The following is a 22,412-nucleotide window of genomic DNA, read 5'->3' on the forward strand; positions in this document are numbered from 1 at the left end:
ATTTTTCCTGGAGGTCGTGCCGGATGTCAGGCGATATTGCGCTTGAACTCGATGCGGGAGCCTTCGCTGGAAACCAGGCTCAGGGCCGGGTTGTTTTCCTTGTCGATGTCGCCGAACAGCGGATCTTCATCCTCGGCCTTGGTCTGCGACATATGCTTGAAGTCGTAGAGGTCGGTATCGCCGAGGTGGGAGGGTTCGACATTGCAGATGGCGCGGAAGATATTGTTGACGCGGCCAGGCTGCTCGCGCTCCCAGGCATGCAGCATATCCTTGACCTTCTGCCGTTGCAGGTTTTCCTGCGAGCCGCAGAGGTCGCAAGGGATGATGGGGAAGTTCATGCCGCGCGCATAGCTGGCGATGTCCTTCTCCGCGCAATAGGCCAGCGGGCGGATGACGTGGAATTCGCCTTTGTTGGTGGCGAGCTTGGGCGGCATGGCCTTCATCTTGGCGCCGAAGAACATATTGAGGAATAGGGTTTCCACGATATCGTCGCGGTGGTGGCCCAATGCGATTTTATTGGCGCCCAGTTCCTGGGCGGTACGGTAAATGATGCCGCGGCGCAGCCGGGAGCATAGGGAGCAGGTGGTCTTGCCCTCTGGAATCTTTTCCTTGACGATGGAGTAGGTATCGGCCTCGACAATGCGGTGCTCGACGCCCAGTTGTTCCAGGTAGGCGGGCAGGATATGTGCGGGAAAACCGGGCTGCTTCTGGTCCAGGTTCATGGCGATCAGCTTGAAGTCGACTGGCGCGCGCTCCTGCAAGGCCAGCAGCATCATGAGCATGGTATAGGAATCCTTGCCGCCGCTCATGCAGACGAGGATGGTATCGCCGTCCTCCACCATGTTGTAGTCGCCAATGGCCTTGCCGGTGGCGCTGATCAGGCTGTTGCGCAGCTTGAGGAAGCTGTTGGAGGCGTCGTCGGGATAGTGTTTGGTCATGATTAAGCAATACTTTAAAGATTGAGCGAGCGGCCGCCATCGACGGCGATCACGTGTCCGGTAATGAATGGAGCGTCCTGCAGCAGGAAGCGTACGGCCTTGGCGACGTCGTCGCCTTCTCCGATGCGTTTGAGCAATGTTTGCGAGATCACGCGCTGGCGGTACACTTCGTCGAACTGCGGGTTGTTCTCAGGCCATAATACTGGCCCAGGCGCGACGGCGTTGACCCTCACTTCCGGCGCCAGTTCGTGCGCAAGGGATTTGGTAAGCGTCACCAGGCCCGCCTTGGCGACGCTGTAAACGATATATCCCTTTTTCGGGCGCTCCACGTGCATGTCGGTGATGTTGATGATGCTACCGTGGGTTTTCCTGAGTTCGGGCGCGGCGGCTTGCGACAGGAACAAAGGCGCCTTGAGGTTGGGCCCGATCAAGTCTTCCCATTGGTGCTCGTTGATGCTGCCCAGCTCGCTGGGATAATAGCTAGATGCGTTGTTGATGAGCGCGTCCAGGCGTCCGAAGTGCTGCACGGTTTCCTGCACCAGCTTGGGCAGTACGCTCAGCCTCAACAAGTCCCCCTGGATGATGGCGACGGAATTGGGGCGCTGTAGGTTGAGTTCGGATTGCAGGGTGCGCGCTTCGTCATCCGAGCTGCGATAATGGATCATCAGCCTGGCGCCTTCTGCATGTAGCAGGCGGCAGATGGCCGCACCCACACGTTTCGCACCGCCAGTGATTAAAATGACCTTGTTTTCCAGAGAGGAATCCACCAAATGTTCCAGACCGCGTCAAAATTCAGGAATAACGTGACATTATAATCCAATACCATGAATATCTCCGCCTTGCCTATTCCCGATGCCGACGCCATTGCCCATAGCGTCCGATTGCTTGCACTGATCCGCAAGGAGGCGCTGGATGCGGGAGGCTGGATCAGCTTTGCCCGTTATATGGAACTGGCGTTGTATGCGCCCGGCCTGGGCTATTACAGCGCGGGCGCGCAGAAGTTCGGCGAGGCCGGGGATTTCGTGACGGCGCCGGAAATGACGCCGCTGTTCGGCCAGACCCTGGCACGGCAAGTGATCGAGGTGCTGGCGCAAACTGGCGGCAGCGTTCTCGAGCTTGGCGCGGGACGTGGCAGGCTGGCGGCTGCCATGCTGGAAGAAATGCAGCGTGCGGATGCGTTGCCAGCGCAATACCTGATCATGGAGGTCAGCGCGGACTTGAGGGAGGTGCAGCGGCAATACCTGCAATCGACACTCGCGCCAGCGTTGTACGAGCGCGTGTCTTGGCTGGATGCCTTGCCTGCTGAGTTCACAGGCGTCGTGCTCGCCAACGAGGTGCTGGATGCAGTGCCTGTGCATCTCGTGCGCAGGGAGAGCGATCATTGGCAGGAAATAGGCGTAGCCGTGGATGAGGCAGAGGCTTTGATGCTGGATTCCCGGCCCTTGATTGATGCTTCCCTGGTAAGCGGCATTGATGAGCTTGCATTGCCGGAAAACTACCAGACTGAAGTCAGCCCAGCCGCCCAGGCGCTGGTGGCAAGCTTGGCACAGTGCCTGCGGGAAGGCGTATTGCTGTTCATCGATTATGGGTTTTCGCGAGCGGAGTATTACCACCCGCAGCGCCATCAGGGCACATTGATGTGCCATTACCGCCATCATGCGCACCAGGACCCCTTGCTGTACCCAGGCTTGCAGGATGTCACTGCCCATGTGGATTTTTCCGCCATGGCAGAGGCAGGCTTAGGGCAGGGCCTGCAGTTGCTGGGTTATTGCGGACAGGCGCAGTTCCTCATCAATTGCGGGATTACCGAACTGATGTCGCGTGTGCCGGCGGACGATCTCAGGCGGTACGTACCGATGGCAAGCCAGGCGCAAAAACTGCTGTCGCCTGCGGAAATGGGCGAGCTATTCAAGGTGATTGCGCTGGGCCGAGGCATGGGGCCGCTCTCGGGTTTTGTTCGCGGCGACCGCTCGCATACCCTATAATCGCGGTTTTTTTAGTGGTTGAGTCAAGCATGGATCAAGAAACGGCAGGCAAGGAAGACATCAGCAAGGAGGAGTTGGCAAAGCGTCCGATCCGCAGCTTCGTGTTGCGCCAGGGCCGGTTGACCCATGGCCAGCAGCGTGCGCTGGACGAACTCATGCCGGTGTTCGGCGTGCCCTATGCGCCTGCTATCTTGGATATGGACGCGCTATTCGGTCGTGGTGACAGCCTTAAAATCCTGGAAATCGGGTTCGGCATGGGGGATAGCACGGCCAAGATTGCGCAGAACCAGCCGGAACGGGATTTTCTCGGGGTCGAGGTGCACACCCCGGGGGTCGGCAGCCTGCTCAAGCAGATCGGCGAGCTGGAGCTCAAGAACCTGCGCATCGTGCAGCACGATGCGGTGGAAGTGTTGAAGCACATGATTGCAGACGCCAGCCTGGACGGCGTGCATATCTTCTTCCCCGACCCCTGGCACAAGAAGCGGCACCACAAGCGCCGGCTGATCCAGGCCGAATTCGTCAAGCTGCTATGCAGCAAGCTGAAAGCGGGCGCTTACTTGCATGTGGCGACTGATTGGCAGGAGTATGCGGAATGGGTGCTGGACATCCTGCAACAGGAACCGCTGCTCGAGAATACGGCGCAGGGTTATGCGCCCAAGCCGGACTACCGTCCGTTGACCAAGTTCGAGAGCCGCGGCATCAAGCTAGGCCACGGCGTGTGGGACATCATCTTCCGGCGCAAATAGCCAGCGCCCGATCACAGCCTCGGCTTCCTCCACACCTTGCTTCTTCAAGCTGGAGAACAATTGCACGCTGCAGTTGCCCCAGTTGGCCTCGAGCTCTTTCCTGACCTGCTGCAATGTCTGGTTGGCGGCCTGGCGCGACAGCTTGTCCGACTTGGTGAGCAGGGCATGGATGGGCTTGCCGCTCGGGCTGTACCAGTCCAGCATTTGGCGGTCCAGCGGGGTGAGGGGATGGCGGCAGTCCATGACCAGCACCAGGCCGCCAATGCAGGGGCGTTGGCTCAGGTAGCTGGCCAGCGTGAGCTGCCAATGCTTGCGCATGGCTTCCGGCACCTTGGCGTAACCGTATCCGGGCAGATCCACCAGGAAGCGGTCGTTGCCCAGGCTGAAAAAATTGATGAGCTGGGTACGCCCGGGCTGCTTGCTCACAAAAGCAAGACGGTTGTGGTTGGCCAATGTATTCAAGGCGCTGGATTTCCCGGCATTGGATCGTCCTGCAAATGCGACCTCCACGCCGGCAGGGGGAGGCAGTTCGCTCAGCTTGTGGGCGGAAATATAAAAAGTGGCGTTTTGAAACAAGGGCATGAAAAGGAGAGGGTCGTCGACGGAAAGGGAAAAATATTAGCACGAAGTAGGGTTTTTTATATAAAATGCGGCCCTATTCGCAGTGTTGGTATCCAGAAAGTTGAGAGTTTGCCAGCGCGCTACGTTGAGTCAGGCCGGGAATTATAAGTAAACCGAGTTGTTTTTGCTTCGCCTGACAACCGAAAGCCTCATATAAGCGTTAAGGGTGGCATTAGCCGCCCTTAACTTTTTATATTGCCAGGCTTGCAACCAACCATAGGCATGATGGTCTCACCTCAAATTTTTTAAATGGTCTTGTTTTGAATTCCGTACAGTCCACCAGGCACAGGCTATATGAGCTGCTGAGCTCCATGCGTTTTGCAGTCAGCGTGCTGGTCGTGCTGGGCATCGCCTCCGTTATCGGCACCGTGCTCAAGCAGAATGAGCCGTATACCAACTACATCGTGCAGTTCGGCCAGTTCTGGTTCGAGTTCTTCGAGTTCCTCGGGCTTTTCGACGTTTACCATGCTGGCTGGTTCCTGGTCATCCTAGTCTTCCTGGTGCTTTCCACTTCGCTCTGTATTTACCGCAATTCCCCGCTCATGCTGCGGGAGCTGCGCGCATTCCGCGAGAACGCTAAAGAAACTTCCTTGCGCAGCTTCAGCCACCATCACGAATACCACACCCCTTACTCGACCGGGGAGACCGCATCCCGCCTGGCGCAGTTCCTTTCGGCACACGGCTTCCGCTATAAGACCGTGACGCAGGAGGATGGCGGCAACCTGTTCGCCGCCAAGGCGGGCAGCTACCAGAGGCTGGGCTATATCCTCACGCATGCGGCGATCGTCATCATCTGCATTGGCGGCCTCATGGACGGCAACTTGGTGTTCAAGGCGCAGGAGCTGCTCGGATACAAGGTGGTGGAGACGCGCGACATTCCCGAGCGCAAGGTGCCGCCGCAAAGCCGCATGTCCCCGGCCAACATTTCCTTCCGCGCCAATATGACGCTGCCTGAAGGCGCCGGCGCCAATGCGGCCTTCCTGCGCGTGCGGGACGGATACCTTGTGCAGGACTTGCCGTTCAGCATCGTGCTGAAGGCTTTCCGTATCGAGCATTACGATACCGGGCAGCCCAAGTCTTTCGAGAGCGATGTCATGATCATCGATCCCGATCGCGAAGAGCCAGTCACGGCGACGATCAAGGTGAACCATCCCCTGATCTACAAGGGCATTGCCATCTACCAGTCCGATTTTGGCGATGGCGGCTCCAAGCTGGACTTCAAGGTATGGAACCTGCTGGGGAGCCATGCGGACAATATTCCATTCAGCGGCAACGTATTCAACAAATATGAAGTCAGCGGCGGCAATAGCCCCTTGAGCGTGGAGCTATCCGATTTCCGCCTGTTCAATATCCTGAACCTTTCGGTGGACGGCAAGGGCAAGCCGCGCAACGTGGGCCCCAACGTCACCTTCAAGGTGCGCGATGCGGAAGGGCAGGCGCGCGAATATGTGAACTACATGAACCCGCTGCTGCTGGACGGGCGGCAGTATTTCCTCTCCGGCATGCGCTCCATGCAGCAGGACAGCTATCGCTACCTGCGGATTCCGGCAGACGAAGAGGGCGGTATCGAGGGCTATATGAACTTCCGGGCGGCGATGTTTGACCAATCGTTGTATCCAGAGATCGTGCGTCGCGTCTCGCAGTTGGCCTTGTCCAATCACGGCGACCTCAATACGGAGACGCGTACCAGGTTTGAAGACAGCGTCAGGCAGCTGTTGCAGGCGTTCGGCCAGGGCGGTTTCGGCAAGGTGGCCGAGATGATAGACGAGGCAGTGCCGGAGGCGCAGCGCGCCGGCGCGGCGCAGGCATACGTCAAGGTGGTGACGACGGCCGCCTTCAGCGCCTATGCGATCAGCCGCGAGCGTGCGGGGCTGCCGCCAACCGGCAATAGCGACGAGTTGCAGGCCTTCATCGAGGACAGCCTGCATGCCATCAGCGACAGTTTCCATTACGGCGCCCCGCTATACTTGCAGTTGACGGGGTTCGAGCATCGCCAGTCCAGCGGGCTGCAATTGACGCGCTCGCCGGGCAAGGTGCTGGTCTATTCGGGTTCGGTGCTGCTGGTGCTTGGGATTTTCTCCATGATTTATATCCGCGAGCGCCGTATCTGGCTGCTGGTGAAGCCGGAAAACAACCGCGTGTTGTTTGCCATGTCGGCCAACCGCAAGAACCGCGATTTCGATATCGAATTCGACAACATGCGCGACAAGCTCGCGCGCCTGCTGGAAAACCAGCAAGTGTGACATCGGTCACGTAACCAACATGTATTGGGGTTGATGATGAAGACTGCCTATATGGAAGATGTGCCGGAACCGTTGTTCAAGCGCCTGAGCTTGGCGGATTGGGGATATGCCCTGCTGCTGCTGCTGGGCGGGCTGTTCGCATTCCGGCAATATGCCGAATTCATGGATGCGTACGAAGTGGGCATCCTGTTCGGTTCGATAGCCTTGTTCAGTTGGCTGGGATGGCAGTGGAAGCCCATGCGTGCTTTGTTGCTGGTTGTGGCGGGCATCAGCCTGGCATCCATCCAGCTCTACGATGGCAGCCAGGCGAATGTGGAGCAGGTGTTCCTGCTCAAGTACCTGTTTTCCAGCCAGTCCGCCATCATGTGGATGAACGTGCTGTTTGTCCTGGCGATGCTGGCTTACTGGCTGGGCCTGATTGCCCGCTCTGCCTTTGCGGCCAAGGTCGGTTCGGGCCTGGTCTGGTCTGCCGTGGTCATGGGGTTTGTCGGCCTCATGGTACGCTGGTACGAATCCTACCTGATCGCCCCGGATGTCGGGCATATCCCGATCAGCAACCTGTATGAAGTCTTCATCCTGTTCTGCCTGATCACCGCGCTGGCGTATCTCTACTACGAAGGCCGCTATGCCACCCGCCAGCTGGGCGGTTTCGTGCTGGTCGTCATCAACGCCGCCGTCGGTTTCATCCTCTGGTATACCTTCGATCGCCAGGCCTATGAAATTCAGCCTTTGGTGCCTGCCCTGCAATCCTACTGGATGAAAATCCATGTGCCGGCCAACTTTATCGGCTACGGCACATTCGCCCTGGCGGCCATGGTCGGGTTGGCCTATTTGCTGGTGGACAAGGGCATTCTTGCATCCCGCCTGCCGAGCCTGGAAGTGCTGGATGACGTGATGTACAAGGCCATTTCCGTCGGGTTCGCCTTCTTCACCATTGCCACCATCCTCGGCGCCATGTGGGCGGCGGAGGCGTGGGGCGGCTACTGGTCGTGGGATCCCAAGGAGACCTGGGCGTTGATCGTCTGGCTCAACTATGCCGCCTGGCTGCACCTGCGGCTGGTCAAGGGGTTGCGCGGCCCCATCCTGGCCTGGTGGGCATTGGTCGGCTTGCTGGTGACCACCTTTGCCTTCCTGGGAGTGAACATGTTCCTGTCCGGATTGCATTCCTACGGCGAGCTGTAGAACGCTGAGTAACTAAAAAAGGCCGCGCTGCAATGCAGTCGCGGCCTTTTTATTTGGCGAGCCTGGATTGCCGGCTATTCATCTCCAGCCTGAAGCGTACCGTGCCAGGCTGGTTCTCCACCAAGGCAAGCTGGTAGCCAGCCTGTTGCGCCTGGCGTCCTGCCTGATAAAGCCCGATGCCCAGCCCGCCTTCCGAGCGGATGCGTTTGCGGAACAGGCTTGCGGCCACCTCTTCCGGCATCGGATTGCCGCTGTCGGTGACTTCGACAAAGATTTGACTGCCGATTACCAGGGCGGCCGAGATATTGATGCCAGGCTCGTGCCGGGCTTTTGCCAGGGCATTCTGCAATAAGTTGTCCACCACGCTATCCCATACTTCGCTGTCTATCCTGGGGTCGGCTTCCGTCGTGATGATTTCGCTGAAGCCGATGCGGGTGCCCGTATAACGTTGTTGCAGGTTGTCCCACCATTCCAGCAGCGGCAGCATGCGCGTGTTCTCGTCGCGCGGGGCGCCCAGCTTGTCCAGCGTCAGCGCCAGGCGCTGGTTGAGCAGGGGCAGCTGCTTGCGGATCAGCGCGACCAGCCGTTCATTGTCTGCCTCGGTCGCCTGCTCGGCCGCGCTGCAAAGCGCGCTCATGGATTGCACGATGTTCTTCATGTCGTGGGTAAGTCGCGCGCCGGTTTCGTAGATGGCCTGCATATAAGTATTCTGCAGCAAGGCTTCCTCGCGGCGCTTGGCTTCGTGGAACTCGCCCAGTATCTGCGTCAGTAGTTTGAGGTGGATCGTGAGGGCAGGCGTGAGCGGCCAGCGGCTGTACAGGGTCAGGTGGAAATCATGGAAGTCGAGGTCGGCATAGTAGGGCGCCTGGGTGCCGAACTCGCCCTGGTCGTCCTCGGTCTCCCACTTGCCGCCCGCCACCCACGGCAGGGTTTCAACCTCGCTCATCGCTGCATGCATGAATTCCTTGGCGCTGGTTTCGCGCTCGGCAAGCTCGGCGATATTCTTGATCCAGCGCTCGAACGGCAAGCCTACGCTCAGGAGATAGCGCGACAGCAACTGCCCGATGCCGCTGAAGCCCGCACGCGGGTTCCATAGCCAGCTTGCCAGCAACAACGCCGCAGCCAGGCCGAACACCACCCATACCACCACCTCGGCATAATCGGCCTCGGTAGTGCGCGAAATCGTGAAAATGCTGAGGATCAGCGTGACCGAGAGCAGGAACAGCAGCAGAGTGTAGAAAAAATCGAGGATAGGCGCATGCTGGTGGGTTTCCTGCTTGACGCGCAGGAACAGGATGACCAGCGGCAGGATGGGCAGCAGGTAGAGCATGAGGAATTCTGTGACCTGCAGCGCCGTGTCCGCATCCAGCAGGTGTGGAATTACCCAGAGCAGCAGGACGGAAAGCAGGTAGGTGGCGGCAAACAGGTAGCTTTGGCGGGAGGCGCGCGCCGTTGCGGAAAAAATGCGCCCGCCCAACAGGCCAAATAAAGCCGAGAGCCAAATGGCCAACAGCCACCAGCTGACGAACACGGTAAGCAGGATGCCGCCCGCGGCGAATAGCAGGATGGCTTGGGGAGAAAGTTTTTCCTTGGTTTGCCAGATCGGCTGCCAGATCAGGAACAAACCGTAATGGCAGAGCAGCAGACCTTTTTGCAACGGGTCCTCGAAACCCCATAGCAATACTCCATGGAAGCTCAACAGCATCAGCCCTAGCATCCATTGCTGCAAGGTCGATGCGCTTGGCCGGTAGGGATTAGTGCGGCTGCTCAGGGTGGCCATGGAATGATGTGATCTCTAGTAGCATGTGTCGTAATTTTGTCACTATGGACGAAATCTCAACACTTTGGCGATGTTTTGGCAAGCATGGAATTCGGCCAAATCTGGTTGAAACCTGCGCCCTTATTGGGTTTATCTTTAATTTGGGCTGGGTGTTAATTGGCATGAGAGTTGCATATCTCATACCAACTTAATTTATTTTGGGGCTGCCATGCCGGCAACCTCGCGCAAGGATAGCATATGAAAAAAACATCCGGCTTCACGCTGATCGAGCTGGCGATAGTCCTGGTGATTATCGGTCTGCTGCTGGGCGGCGTGCTCAAGGGCCAGGAGTTGATTAATAGTGCCAAAGCGAAAAATATTGCCAATGATTTAAAAAACGTACAGATATTGCTTTATGGGTATCAGGATAAGTATAGAGCATTGCCTGGGGATGATGCGGCTGTTGCTATGCATATAACCAATGGGACACCAGCGGCGGCCGCTAGTCGTGGTAATGGGCGAATTGATGGACATTGGAATTCTGTTACGCAGACAGATGAGTCTTACTTATTCTGGCAGCATGTCCGGCTGGCGGGTTTGGCGACAGGTTCGACGCAAGTTGGAACTGATGCTTATATTCCAAGGAATGCAGACGGCGGACGTATTGGAGTGCAAAGCCTGAATGGGTTCAATACGATTCAGGATGAAGCCAATCCTATGGTGGGTACCTTTGTTGTGTGTTCTGAGGGAATTACTGGGCGGCTAGCAAAGCAGATTGATGTGTTGCTGGATGATGGGTTGACAAATAACGGAGCTGTGCGTGTTGCTACTACTCCTGCCGCTGTTGGTACAGCTGGCAACTCGCTGGAGAATGGAGATGTTCCTGATGGTGGTACTTTCACTGTTTGTATGTCTTTCTAATATGGATGTTTGAAGTAAAAGCCCGCATTTGCGGGCTTTTACTTTTCCAGCGTTATGAAGTAAACCGCTTTTGCATTAAAATAGCCGGCTAATCAGAAAAGTAGCGATCATGAGCGACAACATCGTCGAAATCGACAATCTATCCTTTGGCTACAAGACGCGCTTGCTGCACAAGGGCATCAACATGAAGTTCCCGCGCGGCAAGGTGGTGGCCATCATGGGCGGCAGCGGTAGCGGCAAGACCACGTTGTTGCGCCTGATCGGCGGGCAGTTGAAGCCGTCGGGCGGCGAGGTGCGCGTGGCGGGCGAGGTGGTGCACAAGCAGGACCGCAAGGGTTTGCAGAAGCTGCGACGCAAGATGGGCATGCTGTTCCAGCAGGGCGCCTTGTTCACCGATCTTTCCGTTTACGAAAACGTGGCATTCCCGATCCGCGAGCATACCGACCTGCCGGAATCCATGATCCGCGACCTGGTGATGATGAAACTCAATGCGGTAGGCCTGCGCGGCGCGCGCGACCTCAAGGCGACCGAGCTTTCTGGCGGCATGGCGCGGCGCGTGGCATTGGCGCGGGCAGTCGCCCTTGATCCTTCCATCATCATGTACGACGAGCCGTTTGCCGGGCTGGACCCGATCTCGATGGCGGTGATCTGCAACCTGATCCGCAGGCTCAATGATGCGCTGGGTGCGACTTCCATCATCGTGACGCATGACGTGCAGGAAGTATTCGCCTTTGCCGACTACGTCTATTTCGTGGCGGATGGCGTCGTCGCTGCCGAAGGCGCGCCGGAGGACCTGCGCAAGTCCGAGCTGCCATTTGTCCATCAGTTTGTGCATGGTGAGGTGGATGGTCCGGTGCCGTTCCACTATAGAGCGCCTGACTATAGACAGGATATCTTGAGGAGCGCGAATGTTTAGTGCTGTGGCGAATGTGCTGCGCGGAATCGGCCATCGCGTGATTGATAACTTGTGGCGGTTCGGCGCCAGCGTCCGTTTTTTCTTTTACGTGTTGATCTACTCGGGTGAGAGCTTCCGCAGGCTACACCTGACCATACGCGAGATTTATTTCACTGGCGTGTTGTCATTGATCATCATCCTGGTGTCGGCGTTCTTCGTCGGCATGGTGCTGGCCTTGCAGGGTTACAACACTTTGCAGCGCTACGGCTCTTCCGAGGCGATCGGCGTGCTTGTGGCCTTGTCGCTGGTGCGCGAGCTGGGGCCGGTGGTAACCGCCCTGCTGTTTGCTGGGCGCGCCGGTACCGCCATCACGGCGGAAATCGGCCTGATGAGGGCGACCGAGCAGTTGTCCGCGATGGAGATGATGGCTGTAAGCCCTATCGCCCGCGTGGTGGCGCCAAGATTCTGGGCCGGCGTGTTCTCCATGCCGTTGCTGGCAGCCTTGTTCTCCATGGTCGGGGTGCTGGGCGGCTACCTGGTGGCGGTGCCCTTGATCGGCGTGGATGCCGGCGCGTTCTGGTCGCAGATGCAGGCCAGCGTGGATTTCCGGGAGGATATTGTGAATGGGGTGATCAAGAGCGTGGTGTTCGGCATTGCCTGCACCATGATTGCCTTGTTTGAAGGGTTTGATGCGCCGCCGACTGCCGAAGGCGTGAGCCGCGCGACGACGCGCACGGTGGTGAATTCCTCACTGGCGGTGCTGGGTCTCGATTTTGTAATGACTTCGTTCATGATTGTTGCGTAAGCGCAACACACTGGAGAAAAGATGGAACGTACAACAATTGATCTTTGGGTCGGTGTTTTTGTCGCTGCAGGGGCTGCGGCGCTGTTTGGTTTGGCCTTGAAGGTCGGCAATTTCAACAGCGCCACCCTTGGCGAAACCTATAGCGTGACGGGAGCTTTTGAGAATATCGGCAGTCTCAAGCCACGGGCGCCCGTGAAAAGCGCCGGCGTGGTCGTGGGTCGGGTGGACAGCATCAAGTTCGACCCTGAAACCTATGAGGCGCAGGTGACAGTCAAGGTGGACAAACGGTATCCTTTCCCCAAGGATACGTTTGCCAATATCTACACTGCCGGCCTATTGGGCGAGCAATATATTGGCCTTGAAGCCGGCGGCGACGACAAGATGCTGCAGGACGGCGACAAGTTTGTTAAGACGCAGGATGCCGTGGTGCTGGAAAAGATGATCAGCCAGTTCCTTTACAGCAAGGCGTCCGAGTCTGACGACGATAAGTCTAACGATAGTAAAGAGGCGGAATAAGCATGCAAACAATGATGAAGTGGATGGCCGCGATGGCGTTTGTCGGCTGTGCAAACCTGGCCATGGCGGAAGTCGCGCCTGACGCGCTGGTGAAGAAGACTGCCGAGGATGTGCTGGCAGTCGTGAAGCAGGACAAAGATATCCAGGCCGGCAACCAGAGCAAGATTTTTGCGTTGGCAGAAGAAAAGATCCTGCCCAACTTCAATTTCGACCGCGTGTCGCGCCTGGTGCTGGGCAAGGCCTGGACCAAGGCCTCTCCCGAACAGAAACAGGCTTTCCAGGACGAGTTCCGCAGCCTGTTGTTGCGTACCTATGCCACCGCATTGTCCAAGTACCGCAACCAGACCATCGAATACAAGCCGTTCCGCGCGCAGCCGGGCGACACCGACGTTAAGGTGAAGACGCAGATCCTGCAACCGGGCGGCCAGCCGGTCGCTGTCGATTACAGCCTGGAAAAGAATGGCGAGGACTGGAAGGTATACGACATCACCATAGAAGGCGTGAGCCTGGTGACCAACTATCGCGGCCAGTTCAGCAACGAGATCCGCCAAGGCGGCTTGGACAGCCTGATCAAGAAGCTGGCTGCCAAGAACCAGGAATCCAACAAGTAAGCAAAGAGTAGAACTTGGCACAGATTCAACAACAAGGAAACCGCTGGCTGGTCAGCGGCGACATGACCGTCAATCAGGTCGATGTGCTGCTGGCTGAAAGCAAGGCCTTGCAGATGCCTGGCACATTGGAGATCGATCTCTCCCAGGTGGCGGAGGTCGATACTGTGGCGCTCAGCCTGATTTTCGAGTGGTTGCGCCATGCCGCTGCAAGCAAGTCTGCTGTCAGCCTGGCGAACTTGCCGGCTAACCTGGCCAGCCTGGCCACGCTGTACGGCGTGCTTGAGCTGATTCCGCAATCCAGCCCCAGCCATTGAGCATTGGGGCCTAGGCCCCAGTTTTCATCGATGATTCCCGCGATCAATATCCAGCAGGTGCACAAGCGTTTTGGCGATTTACACGCGCTGAAAGGCATAGACTTGTCCATTGAGCAGGGCGAGTTTTTTGCCTTGCTCGGGCCGAACGGCGCGGGCAAGTCCACATTGATCAACCTGCTGGCAGGGTTGTCGCGGCCCAGCAGCGGCAGCCTGCAGGTGATGGGTTTCGACGTCAATGTTCAATATGCCGAGGCGCGTCGCGCCTTGGGCGTGGTGCCGCAGGAGTTGGTGTTCGACCCATTCTTCAATGTGCGCGAGATGTTGCGGTTCCAGGCCGGGTATTTCGGGCGCGGGCGCAGCAATGACGCCTGGGTGGATGAGATCATCGAATCCCTGGGCTTGGCGGACAAGGCGCATACCAATATGCGCCGCCTGTCGGGCGGCATGAAGCGGCGTGCGCTTATCGGCCAGGCGCTTGCGCACAAGCCGCCCGTGATCGTATTGGACGAGCCGACTGCGGGAGTCGATGTCGAATTGCGCCAGACCATGTGGGAATTCATCCGCAGGCTCAACTGCGAAGGCCATACTATTATTTTGACCACGCATTATCTGGAAGAGGCGGAAACGCTCTGTAGCCGCATTGCCATGATGAAGCAGGGCGAGATCGTGGCGTTGGACAGTACGCGCAACCTGTTGAACCGCGTGCCCGGAAAGCGCCTGTGCCTCAAGCTTTCCGCTGCCTTGCCCGCGCCGTTGAGCCCCCTGGTTCGGGAAGAGCAAGGGGATGCCTATGTCCTGGCAATTGCCGATGTGGCGCAACTGGAATCCATCCTGGCCGAATTGCGGGTTGCGGGCGTGACGGTCGAGGATATGCAATTGATCGAAGCCGATCTCGAAGATGTGTTCGTGGAGATCGTAAGTTGATGGCGAATTTGCTTAGCCAAAATCTGCGCGGTCCGTGGACCTTGTTCAAGAAGGAACTGCTGCGCTTCTGGCGCGTGAGTTTTCAGACGGTCGCCGCGCCGGTGATGACCGCGCTGCTTTATCTGCTGATCTTCTCCCATGTGCTGGAAGGCCGCGTGCAGGTGTATCCCGGCGTGGGCTACACTGCATTCCTGATCCCGGGCCTGATCATGATGTCGCTGTTGCAGAATGCTTTTGCCAACAGCTCGTCCAGCCTGATCCAATCCAAGGTGATGGGCAACCTGATCTTCATCCTGTTGACGCCGATTTCCTATTTTGGATTTTATCTGGCGTTTCTTGCAGCCTCCATCATTCGCGGTCTGGTAGTAGGTTTGGGGATTTACTTGGTTGCCATTCTCTTCATCGATTTGCCGCTGGCGCATCCTGGCTGGATATTGACGTTTGCGTTGCTGGGCAGCGCGTTGCTGGGGACTTTTGGCATCATTGCCGGCATTTGGGCGGAGAAGTTCGACCAAATGGCAGCTTTCCAGAACTTCGTCATCATGCCGCTTTCGTTCCTGTCCGGCGTATTTTATTCGATACACTCGTTGCCCCCGTTCTGGCAGCAGGTATCGCATCTCAACCCGTTTTTCTACATGATAGACGGTTTCCGCTACGGCTTCTTCGGGGCGGGGGATATTTCGCCCTATATCAGTCTGGGCGTTGTTGCAGGATGCTTTTTTGCCCTATCATTCATTACTTTACAGATGCTGAAATCCGGCTACAAATTGCGAGGCTGAACCGTGTTAAGTGCAGAAGCGTTGAAAAACTATATTGCCCATGGACTGGCCTGCGACCACGTGCAGGTGCTGGGCGACGACGGGCAGCATTTCGAGGCCATCATCGTCAGCCCGCTGTTCGCAGGCAAGAACATGGTGCAACAGCATCAATTGGTATATCAGGCTTTGGGCGATCGCATGCGCGAGGAGATTCATGCCTTGTCCATGCGGACATTCACCCCGGAAGCCTGGGCCAAACTCAATGCCACGCTTTGATGGCGAACCGACTTAAATTAAGGACAGAACAATGGATACACAAGCGTTGATCAAGAACCAGGTGACAAGCAACCCGGTGGTGCTCTACATGAAGGGCAGCCCCAAATTTCCGCAATGCGGTTTTTCCGGGCTGGCGGTGCAAATCCTGCAAGCCAGCGGCCTGAAGGATTTCGTCGCGATCGATGTGCTGGCCGACCCTGCCATCCGCGAGGGCATCAAGGTCTATGCCAATTGGCCGACCATCCCGCAGCTTTATATCAAGGGCGAGTTCATCGGCGGTGCGGACATCATGCGCGACCTTTACCAGCAGGGTGAATTGCAGAAACTGTTGCAGGAAGCCCAGGCATAACACGTGGATAAGCTAGTCATTCAGGGCGGCGTCCCTTTAAACGGTGAAATATCGGTTTCCGGCGCTAAGAATGCCGCTTTGCCCATTCTCTGTGCGAGTTTGCTGACTGCCGAGCCGTTGACGCTGGGCAATGTGCCGCAGTTGCACGATATCGCCACCATGCGCAAACTGCTTGCTCACATGGGGGTGAAGATTGCTGAACTGGGCGATCATCGCCTGAGCCTGGATGCCAGTGATATCCATACCTGCGAGGCGCCGTACGAGATGGTGAAAACCATGCGCGCTTCCATCCTCGTGCTGGGGCCGTTGCTTACACGGTTCGGCCGTGCGCGGGTGTCGTTGCCTGGCGGCTGTGCCATCGGTTCGCGTCCGGTCGACCTGCATATCAAGGGCTTGCAGGCGATGGGGGCGGAAATCCATATCGAGCATGGCTATATCGAGGCCAAGGCCGACAAGCTCAAGGGCGCGCGCGTCTTCATGGATATTGTCACGGTAACGGGCACGGAAAACCTCATGATGGCGGCCGTCCTGGCAGATGGCGTGACGGTGTTGGAAAACGCGGCCTGTGAGCCCGAGGTTGTGGACCTGGCGGAATGCCTGACCAAGATGGGCGCCAGGATTGAAGGCGCAGGCACCGACGTGATTACGGTGACGGGTGTTGCCAGCCTGCATGCGGCCAGCCATGATGTGGTCTGCGACCGGATTGAAGCGGGCACTTACATGGTGGCGACTGCCATGACCGGGGGAGAAGTCAAGCTCAACAATGCTCGCGCCGACCTCTTGGATGCCGTGATCGACAAATTGCGTGAAAGCGGCGCCGAAGTCGGATATGCCGGCAACAGCATTACCATACGGAGCGAGGGCGTGCTCAAGCGCAAAGGCGCGCTGAAATCGGTCAGCATCCGCACAGCGCCGCATCCGGCGTTCCCCACCGACATGCAGGCCCAATTCATGGCGCTGAATACCGTGGCGGACGCAGTGGCCACTGTGACGGAAACCATTTTCGAGAACCGTTTCATGCATGTACAGGAAATGCAGCGCCTGGGCGCTAGTATCGAGGTGGAGGGCAATACGGCCATCGTGCGCGGCCGCGAGTTTCTCGAGGGGGCGACCGTGATGGCGACCGATTTGCGCGCTTCGGCCAGCCTGGTGCTGGCAGCGTTGGTCGCGCGTGGCGAAACGGTCATCGAGCGTATTTACCATCTGGACCGCGGCTACGAGCGGCTGGAAGAAAAACTGGGACAGCTGGGCGCACGCATCCAGCGGATAAAATAAAGCCCCGGCAGTCCAATAAACAAGAAAGACAGCAATGATTACTATCGCCCTTTCCAAGGGACGTATTTTTGAAGAAACCGTGCCGCTGCTGGCAGCAGCAGGGATTGCTGCGCTGGAAGACCCGGAAGCTTCGCGCAAGCTGATCTTGCCGACCAACCGCCCCGATGTGCGCCTGATCATCGTGCGGGCGACCGATGTGCCGACTTACGTGCAGTATGGCGCGGCCGATCTCGGGATCGCAGGCAAAGATGTGCTGGACGAGCACGGCGGCGAGGGTTTGTACCAGCCGCTGGACCTGAACATTGCGCGTTGCCGCATGATGGTCGCGGTGCGAGAGGATTTCGATTATTTCGGCTCCATTCGCCGCGGCGCACGCCTCAAGGTCGTGACCAAGTACGTCAAGACCGCGCGCGAGCACTTCGCTGCCAAGGGCATGCATGTCGACCTGATCAAGCTGTATGGTTCGATGGAGCTCGGGCCGCTGGTTGGTTTGGCCGATGCCATCGTGGACTTAGTCAGTACGGGCGGCACCCTGCGTGCCAACAACCTCAAGGCGGTGGAAGAAATTACCGACATCAGTTCTCGCCTCGTCGTGAACCAGGCGTCGCTCAAGCTCAAGCGCGACCAATTGCAGCCCATCATGGATGCGTTTGCCCAGGCCGTCGCGGCCAATCAATAACCAGGTTGAAATCATGAATATCAGACGTTTTTCTACAAGCGATGCAAGTTTTGATCAGGACCTGAAGGCCTTGCTTGCATTCGAGACCGCGCAAGATGACACGATAGACAACGTAGTGGCGGATATCCTGCGCAATGTCAAAACGCGCGGCGATGCGGCCGTGCTGGAATATACCCAGCGCTTCGACCGGTTGGATGCGCAGTCCGCGCAATCCATGTCCCAGCTCGAAATCGGCAAGGCCGAACTGCACGCTGCCCTGGACGGCCTGCCTGCCGAGCAGCGCGAAGCCTTGCAGCAGGCGGCGCAGCGCGTGCGTGACTACCACGAGAAGCAACTGATGTCCTCCTGGACCTATACCGAGGAAGACGGCACTTTGCTCGGACAGCAGGTCACGGCGCTGGACCGCGTCGGCCTTTATGTGCCCGGCGGCAAGGCGGCCTATCCGTCGTCCGTGCTCATGAATGCGATTCCTGCCAAGGTGGCGGGAGTGCAGGAGCTCATCATGGTCGTGCCTACGCCTGGCGGTGAAAAGAACCAGCTGGTTCTTGCCGCGGCGGCAGTATGCGGCGTCGACCGCGTCTTCTGTATTGGCGGTGCCCAGGCAGTTGGCGCGCTGGCCTATGGTACGGAAACCGTGCCGCAGGTCGACAAGATCGTCGGCCCCGGCAATGCCTATGTGGCGGCAGCCAAGCGCCGCGTGTTCGGCGTGGTCGGCATCGATATGGTGGCTGGCCCGTCTGAAATCCTCGTGATCTGCGACGGCAAGACCAATCCAGACTGGGTGGCGATGGATTTGTTCTCCCAGGCCGAGCATGATGAATTGGCGCAAGCCATCCTGCTGTCGCCCGATGCGGCGTTCCTCGATGCCGTACAAGCCAGTATCGAGAAACTGGTCGAGGAAATGCCGCGCAAGGAGATCATCCGTACTTCCCTGCAGAACCGCGGCGCCTTGATCAAGGTGAATGACCTAGAGCAGGCGGCGGAGATCGCCAACTATATTGCGCCCGAACACTTGGAGCTGTCGGTGGACGATCCGCTGGCATACAGCAAGAAAATCCGCCATGCAGGCGCCATCTTCATGGGGCGTGATACCTGCGAGGCCCTGGGGGATTACTGCGCTGGCCCGAACCACGTCCTGCCGACGTCCCGCACGGCACGTTTCTCGTCGCCGCTCGGTGTCTACGATTTCCAGAAGCGTTCCAGCCTGATCATGGTGTCCAGCGCCGGTGCGCAGAAGCTTGGCCGTGTGGCGGCCACCCTGGCCTACGGCGAAGGCTTGCAGGCGCATGCCCGTTCCGCCGAATTCCGCTTGAAAGGCTGACCTTGAGCAAGTACTGGAGTGCCATCGTGCATGAGCTGACGCCCTATGTTCCCGGGGAGCAGCCCAAGCTGACCAACCTGGTCAAGCTCAACACCAACGAAAACCCCTACGGCCCCAGTCCCAAGGTGCTGGCTGCGCTTGAAGCGGAGGCCGCCGACAGCCTGCGCCTTTACCCTGACCCGACCTCGGACAGGGTAGTGCAGGCGGTAGCGAAATTCTACGATGTGCCAGATACGCATGTGTTTGTCGGCAACGGCTCCGATGAGGTGCTGGCGCATACTTTCCACGCGCTGCTCAAGCATGATGCGCCGATCTTGTTTCCCGACATCACCTACAGCTTCTACCCGGTATATTGCGGGCTGTATAGTATCGAGTACCAGACGGTCGCTCTGGACGGCGAATTCGAGATCAATGTGGATGATTACAAGCGCCCCAACGGCGGCATCATCTTTCCCAACCCGAATGCGCCGACCGGGCGCGGCTTGCCGCTTGCCGAGATTGAACGGCTCCTCAAGGCGAATACCGAATCGGTCGTGGTGATCGACGAGGCCTATGTCGACTTCGGCGCCGAGTCCGCGGTAGGGCTGGTCGAGCAATATCCCAACTTGCTGGTGACGCATACCTTGTCCAAGGCGCGTTCGCTCGCAGGCCTGCGCGTCGGTTATGCCATCGGCCAGCCGCATCTGATTGAGGCCTTGGTCAGGGTCAAGGACAGCTTCAACTCCTATCCGCTGGATCGTTTTGCGATCAGCGGCGCTGCCGCTGCGATTGAGGACCGGGCGTATTTCGAGGAAACCTGCCGCAAGGTGGTCGCGACCAGGGAAGCTCTGGTCAAGGAATTGCAGGCGTTGGGTTTTGTCGTCCTGCCTTCGGCAGCCAATTTCATTTTTGCCCGGCATGGCGAACGCAGCGGCGCTGAACTGGCCGCCGGTTTGCGCGAGCGCAGCATCATCGTGCGCCATTTCAGCAAGCCGGCCCGCATCAGTGATTTCTTGCGGATTACCATCGGCACGGACGCACAGTCGCAAGTGTTGGTGCATGCATTGAAAGAGATTTTAACCCCTTAAAACTGATGCATTTGACGTGCTATGGCATTGATTTGCCGATCAATTAAGAGAATACTGCACCATTACTTCCCTTAATCATTGGAAAAAATGTATCATAGCGCGGTCAGTACATCATAATTCTGTAATTAAAGCGGAGGAAGCATCGTGGCAAAACCATTAGTTCAAATGGCATTAGATTCACTAGATTTCGATCAGACTGTAGCGCTTGCTACGACTGTTGCACCACACGTTGATATTCTTGAAATCGGCACACCCTGCATCAAGTACAACGGTATCAAACTGCTGGAAACTCTGCGCGCAAAGTTCCCTAACAACAAGATCCTGGTCGACCTGAAGACCATGGATGCTGGCTTCTACGAAGCTGAGCCATTCTACAAGGCTGGCGCCGACATCGTGACCGTACTCGGTACTGCCGACATCGGCACCATCAAGGGCGTGATCGACGTTGCCAACAAGTACGGCAAGAAGGCACAGATCGACCTGATCAACGTGGCTGACAAGGCTGCACGTACCAAGGAAGTAGCCAAGCTGGGCGCGCACATCATCGGCGTTCATACTGGCCTGGACCAACAAGCTGCCGGTCAAACTCCGTTTGCCGACCTGGGCTTGGTTTCCGGCCTGAACCTGGGCGTGGATATTTCCGTGGCTGGCGGCGTAAAGGCGACTACTGCCAAGCAAGTGGTTGATGCGGGCGCGACTATCGTTGTTGCCGGTGCGGCTATCTACGGTGCTGCTGATCCTGCCGCTGCTGCTGCTGAAATCAGCGCTGCTGCCAAGGGTACACAAAGCAGTGGTGGCCTGTTCGGCTGGCTGAAGAAGCTGTTCAGCTAATTGAAGCTTGTTGCGGCATGCCTTCCGGCGTGCCGGCCGAGCTTGTCTGGAAACCGTTGCAAGACTGTGTGGACTGTTTTGCAACGGTTTTGATTTTATGACTCATGATTTTGAATGACTGCCATGCGTAACGCTGAAGTGAGCCGCAATACCCTGGAAACCAAGATTGCCGTTGCCATCAACCTGGATGGTACCGGGATATCCAAGTTGAATAGCGGGGTTGGTTTTTTCGATCATATGCTGGACCAGATCGCACGGCATGGAATGATGGATATTAGCGTTGAGTGCCAGGGGGACCTGCACATCGACGCACACCACACCGTTGAGGATGTGGGCATTGCCTTGGGCCAGGCTTTCAGCAAGGCGTTGGGCGATAAAAAAGGCCTACGCCGTTACGCGCACGCCTATGTGCCGCTGGACGAGGCGTTGTCACGAGTCGTGCTGGATATTTCAGGACGTCCTGGGTTGGAGTTCAACGTGGAGTTTACCCGCGCGCGCATCGGCGAGTTCGATGTCGATCTGGTACGTGAATTCTTCCAGGGGTTTGTCAACCATGCCGCCATTACGCTGCATATAGATAACCTGCGCGGCAAGAATGCCCACCACCAGGCAGAAACCATTTTCAAGGCGTTTGGCCGTGCTTTGCGCGCCGCAGTTGAACTCGACCCCCGTATGGTGGGTATAATGCCTTCAACTAAAGGCAGTTTATAGATATTTTCCGGTTTTCTACCGACCTACCATGACAGATATAGCCGTTGTTGATTATGGCATGGGCAATTTACGCTCCGTGTCCAAGGCGCTGGAGCATGTCGCCCCCAACCAGACCGTGATTGTGACCAGCGACCCGGCACAGATTGCCGCGGCCAAACGCGTCGTATTTCCCGGCCAGGGCGCCATGCCGGACTGCATGCGCGAGCTCGATGCCCGCGGCTTGCGCGCGGCTGTTATTGCCGCTGCTGCAGAAAAGCCGTTCCTGGGTATCTGCATCGGCCTGCAATTGTTGTTCGAGCATAGCGAAGAAGGCGATGCCGCCGGCCTGGGCATACTGAAGGGCAGAGTCAAGCGTTTTGCAGCGGCAGACATGCACGACGAGCACGGAGCAAAGCTCAAGGTGCCGCACATGGGCTGGAACCAGGTCTACCAGAGCCTGGAGCACCCGCTATGGCATGACGTTGCCGATGGCGAACGTTTCTATTACGTACATAGTTATTATGTCTCGCCAGATGATGCTGGTCTGGATGCGGGCTATAGTGAATACCCCAAGCGTTTCACCAGTTCTATCGCTCGCGGCAACCTGTTTGCCGTCCAGTTTCACCCGGAAAAAAGCCACGACGCGGGCCTTAAGCTTCTTTCAAACTTCGTCCGATGGGACGGGGTGTTTTAATCGTTTAATTTG

25 protein-coding genes are annotated in these 22,412 nt (G+C 57.6%); 21 read left to right on the forward strand and 4 right to left on the reverse strand.

Features of this window, described 5'->3' with window-relative positions; all coding sequences use genetic code 11:
• Positions 1–26: 26 nt before the first annotated feature.
• Both ttcA and ACWXTG_RS12145 read right to left on the reverse strand, forming a co-directional pair.
• Complete coding sequence (ttcA, locus tag ACWXTG_RS12140; protein ID WP_407997594.1) at positions 27–938, reverse strand: tRNA 2-thiocytidine(32) synthetase TtcA; 912 nt, start codon at positions 936–938, stop codon at positions 27–29.
• Positions 939–952: 14 nt separating this feature from the next.
• Positions 953–1,705, reverse strand: coding sequence for a pteridine reductase (locus ACWXTG_RS12145; RefSeq protein ID WP_407997593.1), 753 nt, complete (start codon positions 1,703–1,705; stop codon positions 953–955).
• 57 nt (positions 1,706–1,762) lie between these two features.
• Between ACWXTG_RS12145 and ACWXTG_RS12150 the strand changes: the two genes are divergently transcribed.
• Both ACWXTG_RS12150 and trmB read left to right on the forward strand, forming a co-directional pair.
• Positions 1,763–2,923 (forward strand): class I SAM-dependent methyltransferase, encoded by a 1,161-nt coding sequence (locus tag ACWXTG_RS12150; RefSeq protein WP_480220052.1) that lies wholly within the window; start codon positions 1,763–1,765, stop codon positions 2,921–2,923.
• Between the two features lie 29 nt (positions 2,924–2,952).
• On the forward strand, positions 2,953–3,669 hold the full coding sequence (gene trmB, locus ACWXTG_RS12155; protein WP_480220053.1) for a tRNA (guanosine(46)-N7)-methyltransferase TrmB: 717 nt from the start codon (positions 2,953–2,955) through the stop codon (positions 3,667–3,669).
• Here the strand turns inward: trmB and yihA are convergent.
• The gene (yihA, locus tag ACWXTG_RS12160; protein ID WP_480220054.1) at positions 3,628–4,251 is read right to left on the reverse strand and encodes a ribosome biogenesis GTP-binding protein YihA/YsxC; all 624 of its coding nucleotides are present in this window, start codon (positions 4,249–4,251) and stop codon (positions 3,628–3,630) included. The two genes, trmB and yihA, sit on opposite strands and share 42 nt — an antisense overlap.
• 350 nt (positions 4,252–4,601) lie before the next feature.
• On the opposite strand from yihA, the gene ACWXTG_RS12165 reads away from it, so the two are divergent.
• Complete coding sequence (locus ACWXTG_RS12165; protein ID WP_480220055.1) at positions 4,602–6,533, forward strand: cytochrome c biogenesis protein ResB; 1,932 nt, start codon at positions 4,602–4,604, stop codon at positions 6,531–6,533.
• A 36-nt stretch (positions 6,534–6,569) separates the two neighbouring features.
• Complete coding sequence (gene ccsB / locus ACWXTG_RS12170) at positions 6,570–7,715, forward strand: c-type cytochrome biogenesis protein CcsB (RefSeq protein ID WP_407994750.1); 1,146 nt, start codon at positions 6,570–6,572, stop codon at positions 7,713–7,715.
• A gap of 49 nt (positions 7,716–7,764) precedes the next feature.
• On the opposite strand, the gene ACWXTG_RS12175 is transcribed toward ccsB, so the two are convergent.
• Complete coding sequence (locus tag ACWXTG_RS12175) at positions 7,765–9,495, reverse strand: sensor histidine kinase (protein ID WP_480220056.1); 1,731 nt, start codon at positions 9,493–9,495, stop codon at positions 7,765–7,767.
• 237 nt (positions 9,496–9,732) lie between these two features.
• Between ACWXTG_RS12175 and ACWXTG_RS12180 the strand changes: the two genes are divergently transcribed.
• The 17 genes from ACWXTG_RS12180 (at position 9,733) to hisH (ending at position 22,400) form a co-directional block, all read left to right on the forward strand.
• Positions 9,733–10,395: a prepilin-type N-terminal cleavage/methylation domain-containing protein gene (locus ACWXTG_RS12180; RefSeq protein ID WP_407997587.1), complete on the forward strand. Its 663-nt coding sequence runs from the start codon at positions 9,733–9,735 to the stop codon at positions 10,393–10,395.
• A 109-nt stretch (positions 10,396–10,504) separates the two neighbouring features.
• Positions 10,505–11,311, forward strand: coding sequence for an ABC transporter ATP-binding protein (locus ACWXTG_RS12185; protein ID WP_407997586.1), 807 nt, complete (start codon positions 10,505–10,507; stop codon positions 11,309–11,311).
• Positions 11,304–12,095 (forward strand): lipid asymmetry maintenance ABC transporter permease subunit MlaE, encoded by a 792-nt coding sequence (mlaE, locus tag ACWXTG_RS12190; RefSeq protein WP_309564158.1) that lies wholly within the window; start codon positions 11,304–11,306, stop codon positions 12,093–12,095. The genes ACWXTG_RS12185 and mlaE overlap by 8 nt, the downstream gene beginning before the upstream one ends.
• Positions 12,096–12,116: 21 nt before the next feature.
• Complete coding sequence (gene mlaD / locus ACWXTG_RS12195; RefSeq protein ID WP_309564159.1) at positions 12,117–12,611, forward strand: outer membrane lipid asymmetry maintenance protein MlaD; 495 nt, start codon at positions 12,117–12,119, stop codon at positions 12,609–12,611.
• 11 nt (positions 12,612–12,622) lie between these two features.
• Positions 12,623–13,222 (forward strand): MlaC/ttg2D family ABC transporter substrate-binding protein, encoded by a 600-nt coding sequence (locus ACWXTG_RS12200; RefSeq protein ID WP_480221240.1) that lies wholly within the window; start codon positions 12,623–12,625, stop codon positions 13,220–13,222.
• 14 nt (positions 13,223–13,236) lie between these two features.
• A complete protein-coding gene (locus ACWXTG_RS12205) occupies positions 13,237–13,536 on the forward strand; it encodes an STAS domain-containing protein (RefSeq protein WP_309564161.1) in 300 nt (99 codons plus the stop codon).
• A gap of 30 nt (positions 13,537–13,566) precedes the next feature.
• Entirely contained in the window at positions 13,567–14,460 is an 894-nt protein-coding gene (locus ACWXTG_RS12210; protein WP_480220057.1) for an ABC transporter ATP-binding protein, read from the forward strand.
• Positions 14,460–15,239 carry an ABC transporter permease gene (locus tag ACWXTG_RS12215; protein WP_480220058.1) on the forward strand — a complete coding sequence of 260 codons (780 nt, stop codon included), beginning with the start codon at positions 14,460–14,462 and terminating at the stop codon, positions 15,237–15,239. Before ACWXTG_RS12210 ends, ACWXTG_RS12215 begins: the two co-directional genes overlap by 1 nt.
• A 3-nt stretch (positions 15,240–15,242) precedes the next feature.
• A complete protein-coding gene (locus ACWXTG_RS12220; protein WP_309564164.1) occupies positions 15,243–15,494 on the forward strand; it encodes a BolA family protein in 252 nt (83 codons plus the stop codon).
• 31 nt (positions 15,495–15,525) lie between these two features.
• A complete protein-coding gene (gene grxD, locus ACWXTG_RS12225; RefSeq protein WP_407994554.1) occupies positions 15,526–15,843 on the forward strand; it encodes a Grx4 family monothiol glutaredoxin in 318 nt (105 codons plus the stop codon).
• A gap of 3 nt (positions 15,844–15,846) precedes the next feature.
• Positions 15,847–17,118, forward strand: coding sequence for a UDP-N-acetylglucosamine 1-carboxyvinyltransferase (gene murA / locus ACWXTG_RS12230; protein WP_480220059.1), 1,272 nt, complete (start codon positions 15,847–15,849; stop codon positions 17,116–17,118).
• A 34-nt stretch (positions 17,119–17,152) separates the two neighbouring features.
• Positions 17,153–17,797 carry an ATP phosphoribosyltransferase gene (gene hisG / locus ACWXTG_RS12235; RefSeq protein ID WP_480220060.1) on the forward strand — a complete coding sequence of 215 codons (645 nt, stop codon included), beginning with the start codon at positions 17,153–17,155 and terminating at the stop codon, positions 17,795–17,797.
• A 13-nt stretch (positions 17,798–17,810) separates the two neighbouring features.
• The gene (gene hisD / locus ACWXTG_RS12240) at positions 17,811–19,118 is read left to right on the forward strand and encodes a histidinol dehydrogenase (RefSeq protein WP_407994555.1); all 1,308 of its coding nucleotides are present in this window, start codon (positions 17,811–17,813) and stop codon (positions 19,116–19,118) included.
• Positions 19,119–19,120: 2 nt separating this feature from the next.
• Positions 19,121–20,185, forward strand: coding sequence for a histidinol-phosphate transaminase (gene hisC / locus ACWXTG_RS12245; protein ID WP_480220061.1), 1,065 nt, complete (start codon positions 19,121–19,123; stop codon positions 20,183–20,185).
• A 165-nt stretch (positions 20,186–20,350) separates the two neighbouring features.
• Positions 20,351–21,016, forward strand: coding sequence for a 3-hexulose-6-phosphate synthase (gene hxlA, locus ACWXTG_RS12250; RefSeq protein ID WP_309564169.1), 666 nt, complete (start codon positions 20,351–20,353; stop codon positions 21,014–21,016).
• Between the two features lie 123 nt (positions 21,017–21,139).
• Positions 21,140–21,727: an imidazoleglycerol-phosphate dehydratase HisB gene (gene hisB / locus ACWXTG_RS12255; protein WP_480221241.1), complete on the forward strand. Its 588-nt coding sequence runs from the start codon at positions 21,140–21,142 to the stop codon at positions 21,725–21,727.
• A gap of 28 nt (positions 21,728–21,755) precedes the next feature.
• Entirely contained in the window at positions 21,756–22,400 is a 645-nt protein-coding gene (gene hisH, locus ACWXTG_RS12260; RefSeq protein WP_407997582.1) for an imidazole glycerol phosphate synthase subunit HisH, read from the forward strand.
• Positions 22,401–22,412 lie beyond the last annotated feature (12 nt).

The organism is Methylobacillus sp. DLP286, from assembly GCF_056636515.1.